The 20,973-nt window shown below is 63.4% G+C and carries 19 protein-coding genes and 1 pseudogene; 11 read left to right on the top strand and 9 right to left on the bottom strand.

Going from position 1 to position 20,973, the window contains the following annotated elements; translation table 11 throughout:
* Nucleotides 1-31 precede the first annotated feature (31 nt).
* Entirely contained in the window at nucleotides 32-718 is a 687-nt protein-coding gene (locus tag OU995_RS14040; protein WP_267830660.1) for a Fe2+-dependent dioxygenase, read from the top strand.
* A 226-nt stretch (nucleotides 719-944) separates the two neighbouring features.
* A complete protein-coding gene (locus OU995_RS14035) occupies nucleotides 945-2,285 on the top strand; it encodes an IS701 family transposase (RefSeq protein WP_267830659.1) in 1,341 nt (446 codons plus the stop codon).
* A 68-nt stretch (nucleotides 2,286-2,353) separates the two neighbouring features.
* On the opposite strand, the gene OU995_RS14030 is transcribed toward OU995_RS14035, so the two are convergent.
* The 6 genes from OU995_RS14030 to OU995_RS14005 form a co-directional block, all read right to left on the bottom strand.
* A complete protein-coding gene (locus OU995_RS14030) occupies nucleotides 2,354-3,604 on the bottom strand; it encodes a hypothetical protein (RefSeq protein WP_267830658.1) in 1,251 nt (416 codons plus the stop codon).
* A gap of 102 nt (nucleotides 3,605-3,706) precedes the next feature.
* Nucleotides 3,707-4,717, bottom strand: coding sequence for a WD40/YVTN/BNR-like repeat-containing protein (locus OU995_RS14025; protein WP_267830657.1), 1,011 nt, complete (start codon nucleotides 4,715-4,717; stop codon nucleotides 3,707-3,709).
* A gap of 7 nt (nucleotides 4,718-4,724) precedes the next feature.
* Nucleotides 4,725-5,930 (bottom strand): HNH/endonuclease VII fold toxin-2 domain-containing protein, encoded by a 1,206-nt coding sequence (locus OU995_RS14020; RefSeq protein WP_267836141.1) that lies wholly within the window; start codon nucleotides 5,928-5,930, stop codon nucleotides 4,725-4,727.
* A 42-nt stretch (nucleotides 5,931-5,972) separates the two neighbouring features.
* Nucleotides 5,973-6,359, bottom strand: coding sequence for a DUF4150 domain-containing protein (locus tag OU995_RS14015; protein ID WP_267836140.1), 387 nt, complete (start codon nucleotides 6,357-6,359; stop codon nucleotides 5,973-5,975).
* Nucleotides 6,360-6,362: 3 nt separating this feature from the next.
* Entirely contained in the window at nucleotides 6,363-7,616 is a 1,254-nt protein-coding gene (locus tag OU995_RS14010; RefSeq protein WP_267836139.1) for a hypothetical protein, read from the bottom strand.
* Nucleotides 7,613-8,737 carry a DUF2169 family type VI secretion system accessory protein gene (locus OU995_RS14005; protein WP_267836138.1) on the bottom strand — a complete coding sequence of 375 codons (1,125 nt, stop codon included), beginning with the start codon at nucleotides 8,735-8,737 and terminating at the stop codon, nucleotides 7,613-7,615. Before OU995_RS14005 ends, OU995_RS14010 begins: the two co-directional genes overlap by 4 nt.
* Before the next feature lie 309 nt (nucleotides 8,738-9,046).
* On the opposite strand from OU995_RS14005, the pseudogene OU995_RS14000 reads away from it, so the two are divergent.
* The 3 genes and pseudogenes from OU995_RS14000 to OU995_RS13990 form a co-directional block, all read left to right on the top strand.
* Nucleotides 9,047-9,649, top strand: a pseudogene (locus OU995_RS14000) (IS5 family transposase); the annotation flags it as partial.
* Between the two features lie 152 nt (nucleotides 9,650-9,801).
* A complete protein-coding gene (locus tag OU995_RS13995) occupies nucleotides 9,802-10,506 on the top strand; it encodes an RDD family protein (protein ID WP_267836137.1) in 705 nt (234 codons plus the stop codon).
* A gap of 69 nt (nucleotides 10,507-10,575) precedes the next feature.
* The gene (locus OU995_RS13990) at nucleotides 10,576-11,064 is read left to right on the top strand and encodes a hypothetical protein (RefSeq protein WP_267836136.1); all 489 of its coding nucleotides are present in this window, start codon (nucleotides 10,576-10,578) and stop codon (nucleotides 11,062-11,064) included.
* A gap of 400 nt (nucleotides 11,065-11,464) precedes the next feature.
* Here the strand turns inward: OU995_RS13990 and OU995_RS13985 are convergent, their stop codons facing one another.
* Nucleotides 11,465-11,785, bottom strand: coding sequence for a hypothetical protein (locus OU995_RS13985; protein WP_267836135.1), 321 nt, complete (start codon nucleotides 11,783-11,785; stop codon nucleotides 11,465-11,467).
* 180 nt (nucleotides 11,786-11,965) lie between these two features.
* Between OU995_RS13985 and OU995_RS13980 the strand changes: the two genes are divergently transcribed.
* From OU995_RS13980 to OU995_RS13970, 3 genes are all read left to right on the top strand, one after another.
* Nucleotides 11,966-13,048: an IS630 family transposase gene (locus OU995_RS13980; RefSeq protein WP_267836134.1), complete on the top strand. Its 1,083-nt coding sequence runs from the start codon at nucleotides 11,966-11,968 to the stop codon at nucleotides 13,046-13,048.
* 167 nt (nucleotides 13,049-13,215) lie between these two features.
* Nucleotides 13,216-14,490 (top strand): ectonucleotide pyrophosphatase/phosphodiesterase, encoded by a 1,275-nt coding sequence (locus tag OU995_RS13975; RefSeq protein ID WP_267836133.1) that lies wholly within the window; start codon nucleotides 13,216-13,218, stop codon nucleotides 14,488-14,490.
* Nucleotides 14,491-14,546: 56 nt separating this feature from the next.
* Complete coding sequence (locus OU995_RS13970) at nucleotides 14,547-14,888, top strand: discoidin domain-containing protein (protein WP_267836132.1); 342 nt, start codon at nucleotides 14,547-14,549, stop codon at nucleotides 14,886-14,888.
* A gap of 78 nt (nucleotides 14,889-14,966) precedes the next feature.
* Here OU995_RS13970 and OU995_RS13965 read toward each other — a convergent pair whose 3' ends face one another.
* Nucleotides 14,967-16,220: a phospholipase D-like domain-containing protein gene (locus OU995_RS13965; protein ID WP_267836131.1), complete on the bottom strand. Its 1,254-nt coding sequence runs from the start codon at nucleotides 16,218-16,220 to the stop codon at nucleotides 14,967-14,969.
* A 96-nt stretch (nucleotides 16,221-16,316) separates the two neighbouring features.
* Complete coding sequence (gene acpA / locus OU995_RS13960; protein ID WP_267836130.1) at nucleotides 16,317-17,981, bottom strand: acid phosphatase; 1,665 nt, start codon at nucleotides 17,979-17,981, stop codon at nucleotides 16,317-16,319.
* Between the two features lie 404 nt (nucleotides 17,982-18,385).
* Between acpA and OU995_RS13955 the strand changes: the two genes are divergently transcribed.
* From OU995_RS13955 to OU995_RS13945, 3 genes are read left to right on the top strand one after another with little or no spacing between them, the layout of a single operon-like run.
* Nucleotides 18,386-19,123 (top strand): metal ABC transporter ATP-binding protein, encoded by a 738-nt coding sequence (locus tag OU995_RS13955; RefSeq protein WP_267836129.1) that lies wholly within the window; start codon nucleotides 18,386-18,388, stop codon nucleotides 19,121-19,123.
* Complete coding sequence (locus tag OU995_RS13950) at nucleotides 19,120-20,004, top strand: metal ABC transporter permease (protein ID WP_267836128.1); 885 nt, start codon at nucleotides 19,120-19,122, stop codon at nucleotides 20,002-20,004. Before OU995_RS13955 ends, OU995_RS13950 begins: the two co-directional genes overlap by 4 nt.
* Nucleotides 20,004-20,870: a metal ABC transporter solute-binding protein, Zn/Mn family gene (locus OU995_RS13945; protein WP_267836127.1), complete on the top strand. Its 867-nt coding sequence runs from the start codon at nucleotides 20,004-20,006 to the stop codon at nucleotides 20,868-20,870. Before OU995_RS13950 ends, OU995_RS13945 begins: the two co-directional genes overlap by 1 nt.
* Nucleotides 20,871-20,973 lie beyond the last annotated feature (103 nt).

The raw sequence follows: 20,973 nt of genomic DNA, 5'->3' as shown, positions 1-20,973 counted from the left end.
GCGGGGGCGTTTTCATCTCAGGAGCACCCTCATGATGCTGCACATTCCCGGCGTGCTGACGAGCGCGCAGGTGGCCGACATGCGGCTGGCCCTTGATCAAGCCGAGTGGATTGACGGCCGGGCGACGGTCGGCAGTCAGGGCGCGCAGGTCAAGCGCAATCGGCAATTGCCGGAACAGAGTCCGGTGGCACTTGAGCAAGGTCGGCGGGTCCTGCAGGCATTGCAGGCCCACGCCACCTTCTTCCGGGCAGCGCTGCCGGCCCGCTACATGCCGCCGCTGTTCAACCGCTATGCGGGCGACGACCAGGAGGGGTATGGACTGCATGTGGACGGCTCATTGCGCGGTGTACCGAATTCCCCGGTATGGCTGCGGACCGATGTCTCCAGCACGCTCTTTCTCAGTGACCCGGACGAGTATGAGGGCGGCGAGTTGATCGTGGAGGACACCTATGGTGCGCACGAGGTGAAGTTGCCTGCAGGCGATCTGATCCTCTATGCCTCCACCAGCCTTCACCGCGTGGCGCCCGTCACCTGCGGCGAGAGGGTGTGCTCCTTCTTCTGGACCCAGAGCCTGATACGAGACAACGGACAGCGCGCAATGCTCTATGAGATGGACCTCGCCATCGATTCATTGCGTCAGCGCCACGGCGAATGCCGGGAGACGCTCGCCCTGACGGCGCAGTATCACAACCTGCTGCGGATGTGGAGCGAGCCATGAAGGCGGGCCCACGCAACAGTCTGCGTATGCAGGCGCCGCGTGAATGCACGTGGTGGTGCGAAGTTCCTCCGTCGTGGCAGTAGCTTTCATTCTGGGCAGCGCCAGCGTGAAGGTGCATCCGGACGGCACCGGGGCTGATCGCAGATGCTCCGCAGCAGTGTTAATCTTACTGTGTCAATAAAATCAAGGCATTATGAGGACTTCTTGGTTCTTTGGTTGAGGATCGATGAACACCGCAGACCGCTTTGAGGAATACCTGGAGCATTTGGCTTCCGGCCTGGGACACACCGACCGCCACGAGGGGCTTCGTGGCTATTGCACGGGGCTGATGTTGCCGCTGACGCGCAAGAGCGTTGAGCCCATGGCCGCTCGTGTGGACCCGGTTCATGCCAGTGCGCGACATCAGTCGCTGCATCACTTCGTGGCGAAGGCTGAGTGGTCCGACGAGCAAATGCTTCGTCGCGTCTGCCAGTGGGTCGTGCCCAAGATGGACTTCAGCGAAGGTGGCTGGTGGATCATCGACGACACAGGATTTCCGAAGAAGGGGCGCCATTCGGTAGGCGTCGCTCGCCAGTATTGCGGGGTCCTGGGCAAGCAAGACAACTGCCAAGTGGCGGTCAGCGTCTCGCTGTCGTGCAGTCAGGGCAGCCTGCCGGTGGCATGGCAGCTCTATTTGCCCAAGGACTGGATTGCCGACGATGAGCGCCGGCGCAAGGCAGGGGTTCCTGAGGCCATGCGTTTCGCAACCAAGACCGAGATCGCGCTGCAACAGTTGCGGCGCTTGCTTGCTGAGGGCGCGCCGAAGCACTGCGTTCTGGCCGATGCCGGATATGGCGTGGACACCGAATTCCGCCGAGCGTTGACCGAGATGGGGCTTGAGTACGTAGTCGGCGTGACCTCCGCAGTCGTGGTGTGGCCACCCGGCGTTGAGCCGTTGCCGCCCGCACCCTACAGCGGTAACGGCCGCCCGCCTGTGATGCCTCGACGCACGCCAGAGTTGCAGCCCCTGAGCGTCAAATCGTTGGCGATGTCTCTGCCCGCCTCGGCCTTTCAAACGATCAGCTGGCGCGAGGGCACGAATCACACGCTCAGCGATCGCTTCGCGGCGGTGCGCGTGCGTCACGCTGGCGGGAACTCCGGCAAAGCACGGCTTCGTGCGCAACAGTGGTTGCTGATCGAGTGGCCGCATGGGCAAGCCGAGCCGACCAAGTATTTCCTGTCTACGCTGCCAGCAACGACGTCGCTCAACGAGCTTGTCAGCGCCGCCCACCAGCGCTGGCGCATTGAACGCGACTATCAAGACCTGAAGCAGGACTTCGGTCTTGATCACTACGAAGGTCGCGGCTGGCGCGGCTTTCACCATCACGCCGCCCTGTGCATCGCGGCATATGGGTTTCTGATGGCCGAACGACTGACTGCCGAGAAGCCAATCGGCGGCAAAAAAAACTTCGCAATCCGCGCGTTGCCTGACCTTCCCAAAGATTACGTCCCGAGGGGCAGTAGCCCAGCGCGCTCAGCGCCACGTGTCGACGTCAATCACGTCCTTGCGGCACCTGCTGAGCTATGAGTTGAACCTTCGATTGGGCCCATGCACGTGCTGCGGCCGGACGTCGCTATTCTTGTCACACAGTAAGATTAAACACTCACGCCCATGCGAGCCAGCATGACGGACTGCGCTTCGGGGCTCGCCCGCAGGTTCAAGGCGTAGTCAGGATACAACTGGGCCAGGGCTTGTGCCGCCAATGCGCGCAGTGCCTGGGGTTTGTTCGACGCTGGGTCAAGCAGTTCCCGCAGACGATGCGGATGCAGCGCCTGACCTTGCAGCATCCGCTCGCCGGGCTGGAGCCGACGGTGGGTCGCCGGATGTGCCGCAATGGCGTCAAGATTGGGAAGCGGCAGACCGTGGTCCGCGTCTTGCTGAGCCGGGCTGAGCGCGGCGTTCAGGTCCACTGCAGGACTGGGCAAGGTCAAGCCGCTGCCGGCCAAGTCCACGCCGGTCATGCACTGCCAGACCCAGCCCGCCAGACGGGCCTCCTCGGCCGAGCCCATGGCGGTCAATACGCTCGGCATCAAGGCGGCGTCGCCATGATGCAGGAGAAGATTGAGCGCGAGCCGAGTGGGTAAAAGCGCTACCAACTGAGGAATACCTGGATGACCCAGCGGGGCGAGCCAGGCCAGGTGGCGTAGCCATCGGTCGAGGCGACGCTGTGCCTGGACTCGATCCCAACCAGTCGTGGTGTCGAGATGTTTGAGCTGCGTGTTCACGCACTGCCAAAGCCGGCTTGCAGCTTGGGTGGTAGCAGGAATGCCACGATCCGCGCTAGGCACGAGGCGCGCCCACGCCAGAGCCGCTTCAGCGCGGACAGCGAGGTCGGGGTCTGCCGCGAGTAACTCGAGTGCCTCCAGGTGTTCAAGGCTGGCGGCACGGCAGGCTGCAGCACGAACGTGGGGGTTGGCATGCCGCGCGTGCACAAGCCATTGCGGCACTGGCTCGCCAATCAAAGCGTAAGCACGCAGGGCCGCTACGCGGTCCACAGCGTCGCTGCCCACCAATGCATTGAGCAGCCAAGATTCCACCGGAGGCCATGGCGCCCACGCCAGGGCAGAGATGACGCCCCGCAGCAACAGTTCGGGGAATTTCCGCACCACTTGTAGCACGCGCTCGATGGCTGCAGTTCTCGCTTCCGCCTGAACCTCGCTGCCGCTGGGCAGGAGGAGAGAGGCGTACATGGCTGCGAAAGCTTCGCCAGGCTTGCGCCAGCGGACCAATGCCTCCAGAGTCTTGCTTGCGCCCACAGCCTTCGCTTCTCGCAACCCGTCCAGGTGGGCTTTCAGCAGTTCGCCGAATTGCTGGACGCGGAATGCGCGCAGCGAATAGCTGGTCATTCCCGTGTCCAACTGCTGCCAATAGAAGGCGGCGTCTTCCGCGTGACGAAACACCAGCGGTTGAATAGGCCCCAAGCGCTCAGGTGCGACAGCTTGCACGACTCACCCCTTGATGGCCTGTTCCATTTCCAGGCGATTGAAGATCACTTGCCATTGCTGACCATCGTGCAAAGCGGCACCGTGTGTGCCAGCCATGAGCATCACACCATCCGCCACGGAGAGGTGACCTGCGCACACCTTCACCTTGGGAGGGACATCGGCTTCCACCAGACGCCCCCCCTCCAGTGTCCACAGTCCATAGCTGGAGGTACACCACAGACGGCCCGCGTGCCAGACGATGTCCTGGAACGGCAATGTCATCGCCCCTGGGTGGATGAGTTCCCACTGTTCATCGCGGCCCTTGTAGAGCGCGCCCGACTGTGCACCGATATAGACGAAGCCATCGCCCGCGCAGCACACGGACTCCAGGTACATGTTGGACGGGAATGGCATTCGTGCCCAGGCACCGTCCTTGAGCCTCCACACGCGCCCCTGGCCTGCAATGGCGTACAGCTCATCGCCAGAGAATCCGTCGATGTCGCAGAAGGACATGTTGTCGGAGCGGTCCACATCGTCCGAGTCGGCCTGGGTGGGCTGCGGCAGGTTCAAGCAGAGGTTTTGCCATTGATCCTTGCCTAAACGCTTGGCGACGGAATGAAAGTCTCCGGCCACAAAAAGCCAGCCATCAATGGTGCGCAGGCGGCGAACACCGCCGCGCAATGGGCCCTCCAGGGCTCTGGGAATGTCGGCCTGCATCTCGCTGACGCCACTGCCGATTGCATACACCTTGCCACTACTGTCCGCACCGACGAACTGTGACAGGGGCTTCTGCGTGGCTCCCGCGCAGATGGTTGTAAACCCTGTCAACTCAGCATCGCTGAGTGCCTTTCCGAGCGGTTCATCCAAGAAGCAAGAAACGATGCGCTTTATCACCCGAGCCTGCGAGATGGCGCTAGCGGCTGCTGCTTGCTCATCATTCCGCGCAACGAAGTAATACAAATCTCTGGCTCTGACCGCACAGTCGACGATGCTGTAGCCCGTCAGGTGCTGTTTGTACTCAGTGGTTGTAATCATCTTCTTCCTATCGTGCTCTCGAATCAGCGCGATCACCCGCTCTCGGCACTCCCGCCACTGCAGGCAACGTCGACTTGCATTTGTCCTTGTAGTACGCATCCAGCTGAGCACGAAGGCAAGCGGCATCACATTTCGATTCAGGAAACGTCTGATGGATGCTTTTGATGCCCATATCGCGGGCCTTGCCGTAGCTCAGCGTAGGACCACCAAACAAGCTGGTGCGATGCCTATTTATATTGACTTCCAAGTGACGATGGATGCTACCGTGCGTACCATTGCTATTGTTGGCTCCTTCGGCGCAGATCGTAGGCGCACCGTCCTTGGTGTACCCTGGACAGTTATCGTCCTTGGTCATCTCATCCGGCAGCACGTGGTGACCCGTCTGCCCGGGGCAGCATCCCTTGCCACCCAGGCTGTCTTTGGTATCCGTCTTGCCATAGGGCACCAACAGGCAGCGTCGTGCACGGGTACAGGCGTTCAGGCGTGAGAGCACCCCCATGCCATCGGCCATCAACTCCGTGGGCGTCTTGTTGGCCATGTTGCCCGCCAGCGATTGCAGCTCGCTCTGCGCAGTTTGAGCCACGCCCAGCAGGGTCTTCATTTCGCTGATCGCGCCCCAGGCTGCGGAGGTAGTCTTGACCGCGTCGTAGCCGGTCATCGCCCAGTCGCAGATGTTCCAAGCAGTGGCTACCGCTTCAGTGACAACCCCACCGACACCCCCAGCCGCAACGCCTGCCGCAGCCACACCCCACCTTGCCGCCGCCCTGCCACCCGCCTTAAGGGCTTTCTCTTTGGCCTCGGCAATGGCTTTTTCCTTGATCTCCTGTCCCACCTTGTCCATCAGCGGCTTGAGCTGACTCTGAATGGCGCCGCCGAGGTCGTCGGACAAGTGCTGAATCTGGTCGTTGAAGTTCTTGAGTTCTTCCGCGTCCGTCCCCGGCTTGATCCACAGCCCGTCGCAGTGCGACATCCAGGCGTTGTCCGTGCTGCCCTTGAAGCCGTGTTTGCCCTTGATCTTGTCAGCCATGGCGTCGAGCTTCTTGACCCGATCGGCACCGAGCATCTTGCGCAGCACGGGATGCTTGTTCTTGTCGGATCGCTCGGTCTCCGGGGCACAAGCCTTGTCGATCTTTGCAAAGTCATCCTTGCACGCCGAGCGCACGGCCGGTGTGTCAAGGTAGTAGCTGGTGCCGGTATTGGGAGTAGTGGCCATGGAGCAATACAGGGTCGGAGACTCAGGCGGGATTGGGCATTTTCATGCGTGGTTGTGAGTGGTTGGGTCCCCGTGTCGATCCACGTTCAGCCCTTCGACCTTGACGTTCGTCGACCAGCCCACAAAGTAAGCTTTACCTTGAATGACGTGGCTGGCCACGCCCATGGGAAAACTACGCGTCGCCGGCTCATTACCCGTGCTGTTAGCCAGATACGACTGGTCGCGCAGCGCCATGGCGGTGCCGCAGATGAAAACGGTCTGGCTCCCCTCCCGCAGGTCGGCAGCCTTGGCAGTGTTGACATACGGCAGCACCACAGGCCCGGCCGCTGGTGCTGGTGGACTCCAGCAGGAGTCGGGCCCACAGATGGCTTTGCCGTCCGCTGCCTTGGAACAGATCTCGGCGCCGTTGGCGTAGACGTGTGTTTCCATGTGCTATCTCGGTTCCACGATCACAGCGGCGCGCCGCCCGTCGTCTTGGGACAGATGAACGACCCCCATGCCCCATTCGCCCAGCCGGCGGGCTCCGGGAAGACGCTGCTGTCGCTCCCACAAATGACTCAGCCAGGCCAGTGCAGCCACACCCGTGGCGACGCCGACCTCGCCGATCTTGTCGGCCAGCGTGACGTGAGGGAACGAGGCCTGCGGAGATGCCCCTACACGCAGGCGCGCAAATGCGGTTGCGGCCTCGCGTGAATAGAAGCTCTCGCCATTCTGGTCGCTGACCCGAAAACTCAGCGCCTGAGGGAGCACACCGCCGGAACGCTCGCAGGCACTGCGCACCGCCTCGGTCAAGCCTTTGCTTCGGTTGGGAATTCCTCCGCCCCAGCGAGCGGGCTCCTGGCCTTCTGCCACTCCCACGATGCGTAGCCGCCGCTGATCCGTGTCGGTAGGCTGTGCGTGACCCATGGCGGGTGGGACACGGGCAGCCCTCAGCAACAGGGCCGCAGCCGCTTCGCCCGGAATGAAGCCATCACTGTTGCCTGGGCAAAGTAGCCGCTGCTCCGCCAGAAACCGGTCAATGAGGTCGACATCCAACAGGCTGTCGGCCGCGAGGACCAGCACACGATTCAAAGGCTGGCCGCGTAGCTCACCGGCTGCCAGCCACGAAGACGCCAGTTCGAGCGCCTGCGCCAAGCCCGCGCGTCCTGTGAATAGAACACCGGAGGCAGGATGCGGGTTCAAGTTGAGCGCCTGCGCCACCTGCAACGCCATGTTGGCGGCCTGCGCTTCGGCCGAACCTGGTGGACCGGCCTGTGGGGCGTGAGGATCCGGGCGTGGCGCAAGAACCAACAACGCGCAAGTCGTGTCATCAGAGTGCCATGGGCCTTGCTTCTCGGCCACCACCGCGTCCGCCCCCTCAGACGCGTCATGCGCGGTGATTCCAAGACAGTCCCGCGCCGCTTCGATCAGCCACTTCACAATTCGCGGCCGCCCCCACAGCTTGTCGTCAGGTAAACGCGCCAGAAGCAGTGGATCCCCTTTGGGCGTCATGAACTTGCCGGCCTGAAAGTGATCCATGTTGGCGCGCAATGCACAACTGGCCGCTGCCAGTTGATGCCCGACCGCACAGCAGAGACCCGCCGCGATCACCTCCACTGCTGCAAACGGTTGTGGTGTGGACGGTGTGGGGAACTGCGCGGGCGCAGCTTGCTGATCCTGTGGGAGCAGATGGCGCCACAGGATCATGTCGCCTCCTGCAACGACATCGGGGACTGCACCGTCTCAGACCGGCAGCTTGGACACCCGGCCTCATCCAGCCCGAGGGACTTGGCCTCCCACCATGCCTGATTCACTGGACCAACAGCCACTGCAGAGAATTCCTGGAGCCTCCGCCGAATGGGGACGCTGGTTCGCCACACGACGCTGAAGCGCCCTTCGTCAGGCTCAAAAAACAAGGTATCCACGACAGGGTCAGGCGTTTCTCGGGTGTAGTCGGTGCGCAGGATGCGCACGGGTAGCTGAAACTTTGGCAACGTGAAGCTCACGTGAGGCCGGCCGGCTATCAGGTGAATGAGCCGAACCGACTCGCCGCCCCTGAGGTACGGCAACTGCTGATCCAGCGGCGCGCATTGGTTGAACTGCTCATCAAAGTCCAGGGGCAGCAGCGGAAACACGTCGCGCTGCCAAGCCTCGTCGTAGGTGCCGGAAAGTTGGCGCCGAGGCATCCAGTGCCGGCCGATGGGACTGAGGGCGTGGGGGAGCAGTGCCGCATCGGGCCGCTGGATGGGCTGGTCCGGATGCTCAAGCTGCGGAGCCGCTTGTCCGTCGAACTGGTCCAACGTGTGTGGCGTCGCCCAGCCTTGGCCGACGGGGTTGTGCAGATGGGCTTCGGTCAGGGTCTGGCTCTGTTGCTGGTACTCACGGGTACCGCCCAGAGCCAGACCGTGGTGCAGTGGCATGCTGGAGAAGCTTTGTGCGGGTGTCAGGCCCCAACCTCCCCCTTTCCTGCGCCACTGCCGGGGCCCGTGAACACGGACATGCTTGCGCCAGCCATCCACCTCGATGCCTGCGATGAGGCTGGTCACTGGCTCACCGCCGGGGCTGTGCGCGTGAGCGTCCAGGATCACATCGCAGCGGGGCTTGAACCGCGCCAGGTCGTCGCCGTAGCGCAGGGCGCTTTGCCCGGGCTCGCCCCGATACGCGTCGCTGAGGACGAAGGCCGGTGGCAGCAAGGGGCGCGGGCGCTGACCCGGCTCCGGGATGCGCCAACTGGCCTTGGCCATGATGACCAAGTGCTCTGCGCCTGCCACGTCCAGAGCCACGATCACCTGGGCGTTAAAGTGCTTGGAGCCAATGTGCAACTGCATTCGGCGCGGACTCAGTTCACGTAGATCGAACCGCCCGTGCTGAGGCTGAAGAGTCGAGCGTCTTGCGAATGTGACGTGCGAAGCATGGGGAAGGAACGGCAGACCCTCGAAGGGTGACCGCTTTGGCGCAGTTGTTACTTCCCGGAAGGTAGCAGCAGTACCCGCTGTCGGTACAGGCCGAAAGTCATGTTTCTCGGGATCACCGCCTGCGTTATGCCCCGCTCTACAGCTTCGGAAAAAACACTTATCTGCCCCTCAAAAGCCATTTCTGTCGACATGTTGCCGACCACTGCCGCCGCGTCGTGCCCCACAATGAACGATTTGCTGCGCAGCGAGGGTTTGATGCTGCGTGCGGGCACGGTGGTGGACGCCGCGCTGATCGCCGCGCCGAGTTCGACCAAGAACGCCCAGGGCGAGCACGCCCCGGAGATGAAGCAGAGCAAGAATGGAGAGCAGTGGTACTTCGGCATGAAGGCCCACATCGGCGTAGACGCCGACTCGGGCCTGGTGCACACGGTGCGCGGCACGACGGGCAGCGTCAATGATGTGCCCGATGCCAATGCGCTGCTGCACGGCGAAGAGACCGAATACTTCGGTGATGCGGGCTACCAGGGCGCGGACAAGCGAGCCGACGCGAAACCGGATGTCCGTTGGAACATCGCCATGCGAGCCGGAAAGCGCCGAGCACTGGACAAGAGCCTGGAGTCCCATCGCCTGATCGATGAGCTGGAGTGGCTCAAGGCCAGCATCCGGGCCAAGGTGCAGAACCCGTTCCGGGTGATCAAGCGCCAGTTCGGCCATGTGAAGGTGCGCTACCGTGGGCTGGCGAAGAACACGACGCAGTTGCACACCTTGTTCGCGCTGTCCAACCTGTGGATGCTGCGCCGCCAATTGGGCGGGGTGCAGGCATGAGTGCGCCTGCAAAGCGCGAGATCCGCCGCGGAGGCGACAAATGCGCAGCGAAATGCGGGAAAACCAGTCCTCGATGACGCGCATGTCTTCAATATTCGACTTCAGGTCGTGGCCGGCACAGATGCCTGTGCTTTGTGCAGGCCTTCCCTAACATGTCGCTTGAATGGACGTACGCCAGCTTGCCGCGCTACGCTGCATGGATATTTTCAGCTCCGCGCGGCCAGTTGAATCTAGGCCCTCAGCTTCAACGTTATGCATTCGACATGTCAGAACAAATGAATCATTTGCGTGAGTACTACGAGCGTCAAGACACCGAGGAACTGCTAGAACTGTCTGCGCGGGGTCTCACCGAAGAGGCTCAGGTCGTCCTTGCTCAAGTGCTGAAATCCCGCGGTGTGGCTCCAGCCGCTGTCGAGAAGGTTCAGGAGCGCGTCCCACAGCGGCATGCACATGAACGTCAACTCAACAAGCTACTTGGCGAGCCTTCCGCGCGACTGGTGGCCTTTCTGATCGACACTGTCGGCTGCAGCATTTTGGCTTTCGTCCTGTTCTTCCCGTTACGATCGATTTCCGAAGAGGCACATCAGTTCGCTGTCGTGCTTGCTTGGTGGCTGTACATGCTGTTCCGTGCTGCACCAACTGGACAAGGCTTCGGGAAGAAGGTTCTGAATCTGCGGGTCGTTGGCGTCGAGACCGGGCAGAAATGCTCGTGGTTCCAATCCTTCTGGCGCAACCTGACGCACTTCTTCTTCATAGTCGATGCGGTCTTCCTTCTCAGCAATAGACGCATGCGGCTTGGCGACATGATTGCCAGCACCGTCGTAGTCAAGTCATCTCCTCCGAGCCAGAATGCCTAACCAGGCGCTCAAGCCGACTGGCGTCGCCAAGCCGGCGCTCACGGCTCAATTTCAACGTTAGCGAGCAAAATGATTCCGTTTGGCCTTTCTGAGTCCCAGTTTGTATCTCGCTACAGGCGAGAGCTCGACCGAGTTTCTTCTGCGGCCATCGAAACCTTCCGCTCGCTGCTAGGTCGTGCCGTCAATGGTGAAGTGAAGAACGCGCAAGTTGAGGTCTTTCTAGACGAAGATGGTGGTGCGCCGACTGTATGGATCTACTATTGCGGCCAGAATAACAAGGTAGATCAAACGGACCAATCCCTATTCCCAGGCCGTTCCCTCGCATTGCAACTACCGCTATCTGGATTGTCAGAATTCGACGAGAGGTATTTCGTTTCGCTGGAGGATGATGAGGTTGAATTTCCGGGGCATTTCTTGGCTGGCAACACTATCAAAGGGTGGCTGGCCGAATGCTGGTGGAAGGCTGGCGGGTGGACATACTCATTTCCCACAACGCTAGCGGTTCACGACGGCTGGGGCGACGGCAATGTCATCCAGCTTACCGAAGCCGCTCGCTGACCCGTCCGTCAACGGGACGCAACATGCCATGCATTTGGTTCCTTCCGCTGCGCTCCGGCCGCGGTTATGTATTGACCCAGTGAAAACCTGCTCAGGTGTTGCCGTTGAGAGGAACACGCCATGAGATTGAGAGCTGGGTAGAAGACGGTCGCAAGGGGATGGAAAACGTTCCACGTGCCGCGGCGCAGCGTGTACTACCTGCAGGTCAAGGCCCTGCCCCTTCGCAGCTACCCGCCCCGACTTCCAATTCATTACGAGTAATGAAGCAATCGCACCTGAGCGATTGAAGTGCGTCTCGCGATACTGTCGGGAGAACGCTTTAGCAGTGACGTGTGATCGATCACTCTTCGTGGGCAGTAAGGGCTTGCCGAATGAAGCTGGAGGCGGACGGCAAAACTCATCACCCTCGCCGAAGCAGGGGGCCCAGTGCCAGCGCCAGTTGTTCCTGGGCCTGCACGTCGACAAGCGCGTCGTGCGCCAAGCTGATGCGCCGAATCGGCCAGTTCAGGATTTGCCTAGCGCTGGCGGCGGCGGCCTCGGCGTCACGCACCATGGCACGGACATGCAGTGGCACACCCATGCGGCCCCGCACATGTGTCAGCCGCGCCCAAAGTGCTGCCTTCCAGGGCAACGCATCCCCCCTCCACCACTGACACACGTCCGTGAGGATCAGCGTGCCACTGCGTGCGTGAAACCAGACCGTCTCGTTGATCAGCGGCATGCCACGCCACAAGTGGTATGCCAGATCAGGCTGCCAGAGGCCGGGCTCCTCGGGTAGTGCATGACCCGGCAGGTCTGGCCGCTTACGCGCTAGTGCGGTGCGCGTAAAGTATTGGAACCTAATATGGCTTGCGTGTTTTAATCGCTCAGGAGGCCGATTAATCGCTCAGGAGGCCGAGCGATGCGAGTTGCACAGACCATTGGACTGGACGAAGACACCGAGCGCGCGCTTCGCGCGCTGGCCAAGGGCCGCAGGGTCGAAGCTCGGGTTCAGCAGCGGGCGCAAATCATCCTGCTGGCAGCGCAAAGCCTCCAGAACAAGGACATTGCCGACAAGGTCGAGTTGGACCGGCGCCAGGTCGCGCTGTGGCGCCAGCGCTTCCTCGACGGTGGCGTCCCGGCGCTTCTCAAGGATGCACCACGCTCGGGACGGCCGGCCACAGTCACTGCGGAAGTGGAATCACGCATCGTGCACGCCACGCTGCATGAGAGGCCGGTGGACGCGACACACTGGAGCACTCGTACCCTGGCGAGCCATTTGGGCGTCGGCGCCACGACGATCCGCCGCGTCTGGCACAGCAACGGGCTCAAGCCTCATCTGAGTCGATCCTTCAAGCTGTCAAGCGATCCGCGCTTTGAGGACAAGCTGCTGGATGTCGTCGGGCTCTATCTGAATCCTCCCGAGCAAGCCCTCGTTCTGAGTTGCGACGAGAAGAGCCAGATCCAGGCGCTCAACCGCACGCAGCCGGGGCTGCCCATGAAGCGCGGGCGCGCCGGCACTGTCACCCACGACTACAAGCGCCACGGCACCACGACGCTGTTCGCTGCGCTCAACACCTTGGACGGCCGCGTGATCTCGATGTGCCAGCCGCGACACCGTCACAGCGAGTGGCTCAAATTCCTGCGGCACATCGATCGCCGCACGCCCAAGGACTTGGGTCTGCATCTGATCGTGGATAACTACGCCACTCACAGCCATCCCGATGTCCAGAGATGGCTGGCTCGACATCCGCGGTTTGTCATGCACTTCACGCCCACCAGCGCCTCCTGGTTGAACATGGTCGAGCGCTTCTTCCGCGACATCACCGACAAGCGCATTCGACGTGACAGCTTCACCAGCGTGGCCGAACTCGAGCTGGCCATCGATCTCTATGTTGCTCATCACAACATCGATCCCAAACCGTTCATCTGGACGGCTCGCGCTTCCAACATCCTCGCCAAGGTCACGCGGGCCAAGGCAGCCCTTTTGAATTCGACCGAATAAGTACAGAACAGTGAGGCGCACTGCACTAGCCGATTCGTCGGGCGGGCAAGCCTGTCCAACTGCGCCATGAGCACCGGTGGGCTTGGATGGGTGCCATGGCACTGTCAAATCAGCCAGCGAGAATCGTCCCAAGCGATTGACGATTGACGATTGACGATTGACGTCCCATGCACATTTCCGATCTCGGCCTGAGCCCTCTGCGGCTCGCCCCTTGGCGTAACAGACTGGCGGCCCTGAGCCTGCTGCTGATGGCCGCCGGTTGCGCGCCCCTGCAGCCACCTTCTACCGGGCCGGCTGCGGCCACACGCCCCCCGGTGATTCTGGTCTCCATCGACGGCATGCGCCCGGATTACCTCAACCGGAGCATCACGCCGAATTTGAGCCGACTGGCGGCGAACGGCGTGCGCGCGGAAGCGATGATTCCGTCATTCCCGTCCAAGACCTTCCCCAACCACTACACCCTGGTCACCGGCCTTCGCCCGGACCATCACGGCGTGGTGGACAACACGATGGAAGATCCGCGCATCCCTGGGGAACGCTTCACGCTGAGCAACACCACGGCCGTCGGCGACCGCCGCTGGTGGGATGGAGCAGAACCTGTCTGGGTGACCGCTGAAAAGCACAAGGTCCGCACGGCCACGATGTTCTGGCCGGGGTCCGAAGCGGCCATCCACGGCGTGCGGCCCACCCGCTACGCGACCTTCGACGGCAAGGTCTCGGCCAATGCGCGCACGGACACGCTGCTGGGCTGGCTCGACGGCGGCAAGGCGCAGGGCTTGGGCTTCCTCACGCTGTACTTTGATGACGTGGACCATGCCGGCCATGAGCAGGGGCCGGACAGCCCGATGGTGAATGACGCATTGGCCAAGGTCGACCAGGCCCTGGGGCGACTGCTGGACGGCCTGGCGGCGCGCAAGCTGGAGGCCAACATCATCGTGGTGTCCGATCACGGCATGGCTTCGGTCAGCAACACGCGCGTGATCCGGATTGACCAGATGGCGCCAGCCGGCAGTTACCGCGTGATCAGCAGCGGCACCTTCGCCGGCCTGGAACCGGTAGAGGGCCAGGCGGCCGTGCTGGAACAGGCCCTGCTGCAACCGCGTGAGCACGTGGAATGCTGGCGCAAGGCTGAGATTCCAGCGCGCTTCGAGTTTGGGAAGAACGCCCGGGTGCCGACCTACTTTTGCCTGGCCGAACCGGGCTGGACCTTGGCCACCAACGACAAGTCGGCGCAGAAGACCAAGGGCGGTGCCCACGGTTACGATCACCGCGCCCCGGACATGCGCGCGACCTTCATTGCCGCAGGCCCCGCCTTCAGGAACGGGGTGGTGCTGCCGCCCTTCGACAACGTGGATGTCTACCCGCTGCTGATGCAATTGGTGGGTCTGAAGCCGCTCCCCTCCGATGGTCATCTGGAGCCACTGCTGCCGGCCCTGCGCTGATCCGGCAGACAGCAGGCGGGAGCGACATCGCCGACAGCGCGGCCCGCGCCAAACGCTTGTCCGGCGAGGGCGGCACTGCAACGGCGCTCACGCCCGTCTCCGCCACCGGCAGCTCGATGGAGCGCGGCGACCTGAACGGCGCCCAGGCCATCAACAAGCAAGACACCAGCCGCTGGGGCTCCGCCTTCACCGACAACGAATGGCTGACGCTGGACTACCGCAGCAGCGTCAACATCTCACGGGTGCGCATCAACTGGGAAAACGCCCACGCGACAACGTATCTGCTGCAGAGGCCCGAGGACAACACCCCCTGGACCACGACCAAGACCGTCGGCAACAACAACAGCCTTCCAACAGCCTTCCAACAGCCACCACCTCGCCCTTCGCCTTCCCGCTGAACGGTGCGGCACTTGGCCGCTTTACCAGCCCCAGGCGCCAATCGAACAGTGGCCGGTCAGGAGCCCCTCACACCGGGGTCAGGGGGTGCCGTTTCCTTTGGGCGCGGCCGCCGGTGCGGCCTTGGCCGGCGGAGGATAGGCCTTGTTGATGTCCAAGTCGGCCGCATAAGGTGAGCGCCAGGTCTGTTCGTGCAACACAGCCAGCCGCGCAGCCAAAGCCGCATCGCGCAGCACCACCTCAATGTTCCTCGACTTGTCCATGTAGCCACCGCTCCAGTTGCTGCTGCCGATCCAGGCGACCTGGTCGTCGATCACCATGGCCTTTGTGTGGATCACACGGGCGAATGGCACGAAGCCGGTACTGGGCTGCGGCAGCGTGACGACTTTCAGCGCCATGTTGGGGAGAACGGCCAGGCTCTTCAACCAAGGCAGTTGGGCCGCCTCCGTGTTCCAGTCGGACACCATCAGCTTCACCTTGACGCCGCGCGCCAGTGCGGCACGGATCGCTTCGTCGATCACCCCGTAATACGGGCGCTTGCCCGCCGCGTAACTCAACGGTGCGTAGTCGAGCAACTGGATGCGCACCTCGTGTCGGGCCTGGGCCAGCAGGCGCGGAAGCACGGTTTCCGAATCGCCAACACCGGGTGGGTTGTAGGCCCGTGGGCTGGACAGCAAGAGGACCGGCCGCTGGACATCAAACTCCGTCGAGGGCTGCGGCAAGGGCGGCACCGGCTGGCCGGCCGCCACCATCGCCTGGGCCTTCCAGTCCTGCTCAAAGATGGCCTGCACCCCCGCCGCCACCGTGGCATCGGTGATGCGCAGGCCGGTTTCGTGGATGTGCTCCAGCGAGCGCCAGTCGAAATTCTGGCTGCCCACAAACGCCTCGCGCTGGTCGACCACGAAGTACTTGGCGTGGATGATCCCGTTGCCCGTGACCTTCGAATAGTCCAGTGTGCGGAACTCCAGGCCCGGAATCTTCTGCAGGCGCTCCAGCGTCTGCGGGCTGGACATCCTCACGCCCTTCGCCTCGAGCAGAAAACGAATCTTGACGCCGCGAGCACCGGCCGCCTCCATCGCCGAGAGCACGGGGTCCAGTGCCCCTCCGCCGCTGGCATAGAACTCGCCGAAGTCAATCTGGCGCTTGGCAGAGTCGATCATCTCGACCCAGACGGTAGCGGGCTCGCGCAGGTCGGGATTGGCGAGCGTCGTCTCCACAGGCGAGGTGTGAACGAGTTCGAAGCCGGGCACGGAGAAATCCGCCCGCGCCGGTTGCAGGCTGAGCGTGGTGACCAGCAGCAGGCCGAAAACAGCGCGGAAAACAATTGTGGACATGGTGGCGTGGATGTGGGGGCGATGGGCTGCTCGACCGGCCGGACACCAACGCGTCCCGCGCAGACGAGCGATCTCGATGAGCGTGCGGTGTCTGGACTAGGTCGCCTCCCCCGAGCGGCGGCGAGCGAGTGCGTGAGTCAAATCTCCCAACACCGGCTGGCCGCGCGCGGCCATCGCGGCGTCGCGTCGCTGCACGCCGGGCAGCGGCTCCAACCGGTGCAGCCGTGTGATGAAACGAAGGATGGAGTTGGTGTCGTAGACCGTGTGATCCACATGGCGCCGTCGGGCGTGCGGCGAGATGAGCAGCGCAGGGATGCGCGTGCCAGGCCCCCAGCGGTCCCCCACCGGCGGGCTGACATGGTCCCACCAGCCGCCGTTCTCGTCGAAAGTCACCACCACCAGCATATTGGGCCACTGAGGGCTGCGCTCCAGATGTTCAATGACCGTCGCCAGATGCTCGTCGCCTGCGGCCACGTCGGCATAGCCGGCATGCAGGTTGAGATTGCCCTGCGGTTTGTAGAAGGTGACTGCCGGCAGGCGGCCTGCATCCACATCCGCCAGGAAGCGGTTGGTCTCCGGCGTGTTGCCCACACCGCCATCACGCAGATGCTGGGTTCGGGCCTCCGTGCCGGGCGCGAAGTTCGCAAAGAAGTTGAAGGGCTGATGATGCGCCTGGAAATTCGGGACCGGCGGGAAGCCCTTGCCTTGGGCACCGTCGAGCGCCGCCTGCCACGCGCCCGCGTACCAGGCCCAGGTCACCCCCTTGTCGGACAGGCGGTCGCCGATGGTGGGCCCACGCTGCGGCGGCAGCACGTTGGGATCCTGCGGGTTGGCAAGGCGCGGGTCTCCGCCCGGCGCGGGTTTGGCATAACTAGGCTGATACGGCGGTGCGGCACTGTTCACCGCATAACCGTCCGGCGTCAGCATGCTGTCGTGCTCGTAGACCGGTGGGCCTTCCAGGCAGGAAGCCGGACTCTTGTCGGACAGTTTCAAGCGGGTGCCGGTCGGGTCGTCGCCCTCCAGAAGGCTGATCTTGTGTCGCGCTGGGCTGTTGGCCGCGTCCGGATAGACCGGAGGCTCCGCCGCGACCAGGAAGATGTGGTTGAGGAAGGATCCCCCGAAGGCCGCCATGAAGAAGTTGTCGCAAAGCGTGTAGCGCGAGGCAATGCGCCGCAGCTTCAATGACTGCGCCGCCTGCCCGTAGTGCCCCATGACCAGCGCACCGCTATCACCCCAGGCGACAAACTGATTGCATCGCCCCGCAGCGATCTGCATCTGATTACCGTAAAAGCGATGCGTCAGGTCTCGCGTCACCAGGCCCAGAGGCAGCGGCTTGCCGTCCGCCCCCTTCAGGGCAAAGGGTTGGTTGGGCAGGCCGGTGATGGCTTTCTCGTCCAGGTAGTAGCGCTGGCCTTGCAGCGTCTGGCTCTGCGGCACCATGCCACCCCAGATCGGAGGCAAGGTCTTGAGCGGCGTTTGGCCGTCACGGTCGAGTTGCAGATAGTCCGCCGGCTTGAGCGCGGACAGCGGGCGTTGCAGCCCGGGAAAGTCGTGGAAGAGATTGTTGAAACTGCGGTTCTCAGCGTAGATCACCACCACGCATCGAATCGCAGCACGCAACCATTCGTCATCAACCGACTGCGCGGCTTCGGCGGGCTCGACCAACAGGGGCAAGCCTGCCCCCGCCATGGCCAGGCCGGCGAGCAGCCGCCTGCGTTCCTGGTCGATCTCTTCATTGTCTGTGGTTGGCAAGCTGTCCATCTTCGCATTCCTACTCGATCGGTCTGATCCCTCAATGTCCCGACGCACGGGGTGCCTGCGCCCACCGCCGAGCCTCCGCAATGGCCCGCCGGGTGCCAGCGCTCCCGCGTGTGTGCCGTTCCATGGGGGCGATTAAACCGCATCATTATTGCAAATGCATTATCATTAAAAAGATAGATGAATCGCGGACCGCTTGGAACAACGGCTGAGCGCCCTCTGACGAGCGGCCGGCTGAACCGCACACCGCGTGATTGCATGAAGATGATGAATATCCAACCGCCCGGCGCGTCACGGCGCTACCCCGGCGCCTCCCTCATGAACCAAAGCGCAGCGCGGCGCGTCACCAGCGCCGTTGTTCCGGTGATCCTGCTCTGGCTGGCGGTGGCCTGGGCGATGAGCGCGACATGAGCCGGATCGAACTTCGCCACCTCACCGTGGCCTACCGGGGGCATCCGGCCGTGCAGGACGTGTCCGGCGTTTTCGAGCCGGGGTCGCTCACTGCGATCGTCGGCCCGAACGGCGCCGGCAAGAGCAGCCTGCTGAGCGCCATTGCCGGCCAGCTCAAAGCGGTGACAGGCGAGGTGCTGGTGCCGCCCGAACTTCGGCCTCGTATGGCCTGGCTGCCCCAGCAGGCCCACGTGGATCGCAGCGTGCCGCTGGAGGTGGGCGACCTGGTGGCGATGGGCGCCTGGGCAGAGATCGGCAGCACGCGTGCGGTGAGCCAAGCCCTGCAGCGCGGTGTGGATGCGGCCTTGGAGGCGGTGGGGCTGGGGGGCTTTCAGCATCGGCTCATTGGCGAGCTGTCTGCGGGGCAGATGCAGCGGGCGCTGTTTGCCCGTGTCCTGCTGCAGGACGCGCCGGTCATCCTGCTGGACGAGCCGTTCAACGCCATCGATGCCCGCACAACAGCCGACCTGCTGGCCCTGGTTGCGGACTGGCACGCCCAGTCTCGCACCGTCATTGCGGTGCTGCATGACCTCGAACAAGTCCGCGTCCACTTTCATCGCACCCTGCTGCTGGCCCGCCGATGCATGGCCTGGGGCCCCACCGACGCGGTGTTGACCCCGGAACACCTGATGCAAGCCCGCCTGGTGGCAGAAGCCTGGGATGATGACGCGCCCCTGCGCAAGGAGGCCGCATGACGCCTTATGAATGGCTGGCCGCTCCGTTTGTGGACTACGGCTTCATGCGACGTGCCCTCGTGGCCTGTGCCGCAATCTCCGTGGGCAGCGCTCCGGTGGGCGTCCTGCTGGTGTTGCGGCGGATGAGCCTGGTGGGAGACGCCATGGCGCATGCGCTGTTGCCCGGCGCGGCGCTGGGCTTTGTGATGGCAGGCTTCTCGCTGTTGGCCATGAGCCTGGGCGGCTTTCTGGCGGCCCTGGCTGTGGCCCTGGGCGCTGGTTGGCTGACCCGGCGCACCGCGCAGCGCGAGGACGCGAGCTTCTCGGCCCTGTATCTCATCGCACTGGCCTCCGGCGTGATGCTGGTCTCCACCCAGGGCAGCAGCGTCGACCTGATGCATGTGCTGTTCGGCAGCATCCTGGCGGTGGATGACCCAGCCCTGCTGATGGTCGCCACGGTGGCCTCGGTCAGCCTGCTGGTGCTCGCTTATGCCTACCGGCCGATCCTGGCGGAATGTGTGGACCCCGGCTTTCTGCGCCATGTGGGCGGGCCGCGTGGCCCGGGTGCACGTGCCCATGCGCTGCTGCTGGTGCTGGCGGTAGCGAACCTGGTCGCCGGCTTTGCTGCGCTCGGCACCCTGATGGCCGTGGGCCTGATGATGCTGCCGGCCACCGCAGCGCGGTTCTGGGTGGCCCGCGTGGGCCCGCAGATGCTTGCTGCGGGCGTCATCGCCATGCTCTCCGGCGTGCTGGGATTGCTGATCTCTTTCCACACCCAGCAACCCAGCGGACCGGCCATCGTGCTGGTCGCGGGCGGACTCTATGCACTCTCACTCATTTGCGGCAGCCGGGAAGGCCTCGTCTGGCAAGCCCTGCGTCATCAACGCAACCAGGAGGCCTGATGCGGCGTCGTGGTCTGATTCTTTCCGCCGCTCTGCCGGCACTGGCTTTGGCCGCACCGCCGCCGCTGCGGGTGGTGGCGAGCTTCTCCATCCTGGCTGATTTGATCCGGGCCATTGGCGGCCCGGTTGTGGCGGTCAGCAGCCTGGTCGGGCCTGATGCCGATGCCCATGTCTATCAGCCCAGCCCGGCCGACGCCCGTCGTCTGGCCGACGCGCAGTTGATGGTCGTCAACGGCCTGGGCTTCGAGGGATGGCTGGACCGGCTGGTGCAGGCCAGCGGCTTTCGCGGCACGTTGCTGACGGCCAGTGTCGGCATTCAACCGCGGCGCCTGGGTCGTGAGCCCGATCCGCACGCCTGGCAGGATCTGGGCATGGTCCAGCGCTACGTCAAGACGCTGACCGCTGCATTGATCGACATGCGCCTCGACGACCAGCAAGCCCTACGGGCACGCGCTGACGCCTACCTTGGCCAGCTCCAGTCCATGGATGCCGCGCTGCGCAAACGTCTCGACCGCCTGAGCCGCGAACAGCGCCGGGTGGTGACCTCGCATGACGCCTTCGGATACTTCGGTGATGCCTACGGAGTGGACTTCCTCAGCGCACAGGGCATGAGCACCAACAGCGAGCCGTCTGCATCCGCCGTGGCCCGCCTCATCCAGCAGATCCGTCGGCAGCAGGTGCGGGCGGTGTTCGTTGAGAACATCAGCGACCCTCGACTCATCGAACGTATCGCCCGCGAAGGCGGTGTGCGTGTTGGCGGCCGGCTGTATTCAGATGCGCTGTCCGGACCTTCGGGCCCAGCGGCGACCTTCCTCCAGCTTTTTGCGCACAACGCTGAGGCGATCTGTACGGCGCTGGGCGTTTGATCGCAGAACTGGTGGGGGCACTTCACGAATTCAGTGAAGGCTTACCTGGCCTTGCACACCGAAATTCGGAAAGCCCCCTCTGTGCGTATTTCAGCCCACCTGC

Origin of the sequence: Roseateles sp. SL47 (assembly GCF_026625885.1) — a bacterium.
Lineage (GTDB): Bacteria > Pseudomonadota > Gammaproteobacteria > Burkholderiales > Burkholderiaceae_C > Roseateles.
Note: the sequence above shows the minus strand (reverse complement) of the source record. Positions and strands in the feature narration are given on the sequence as shown.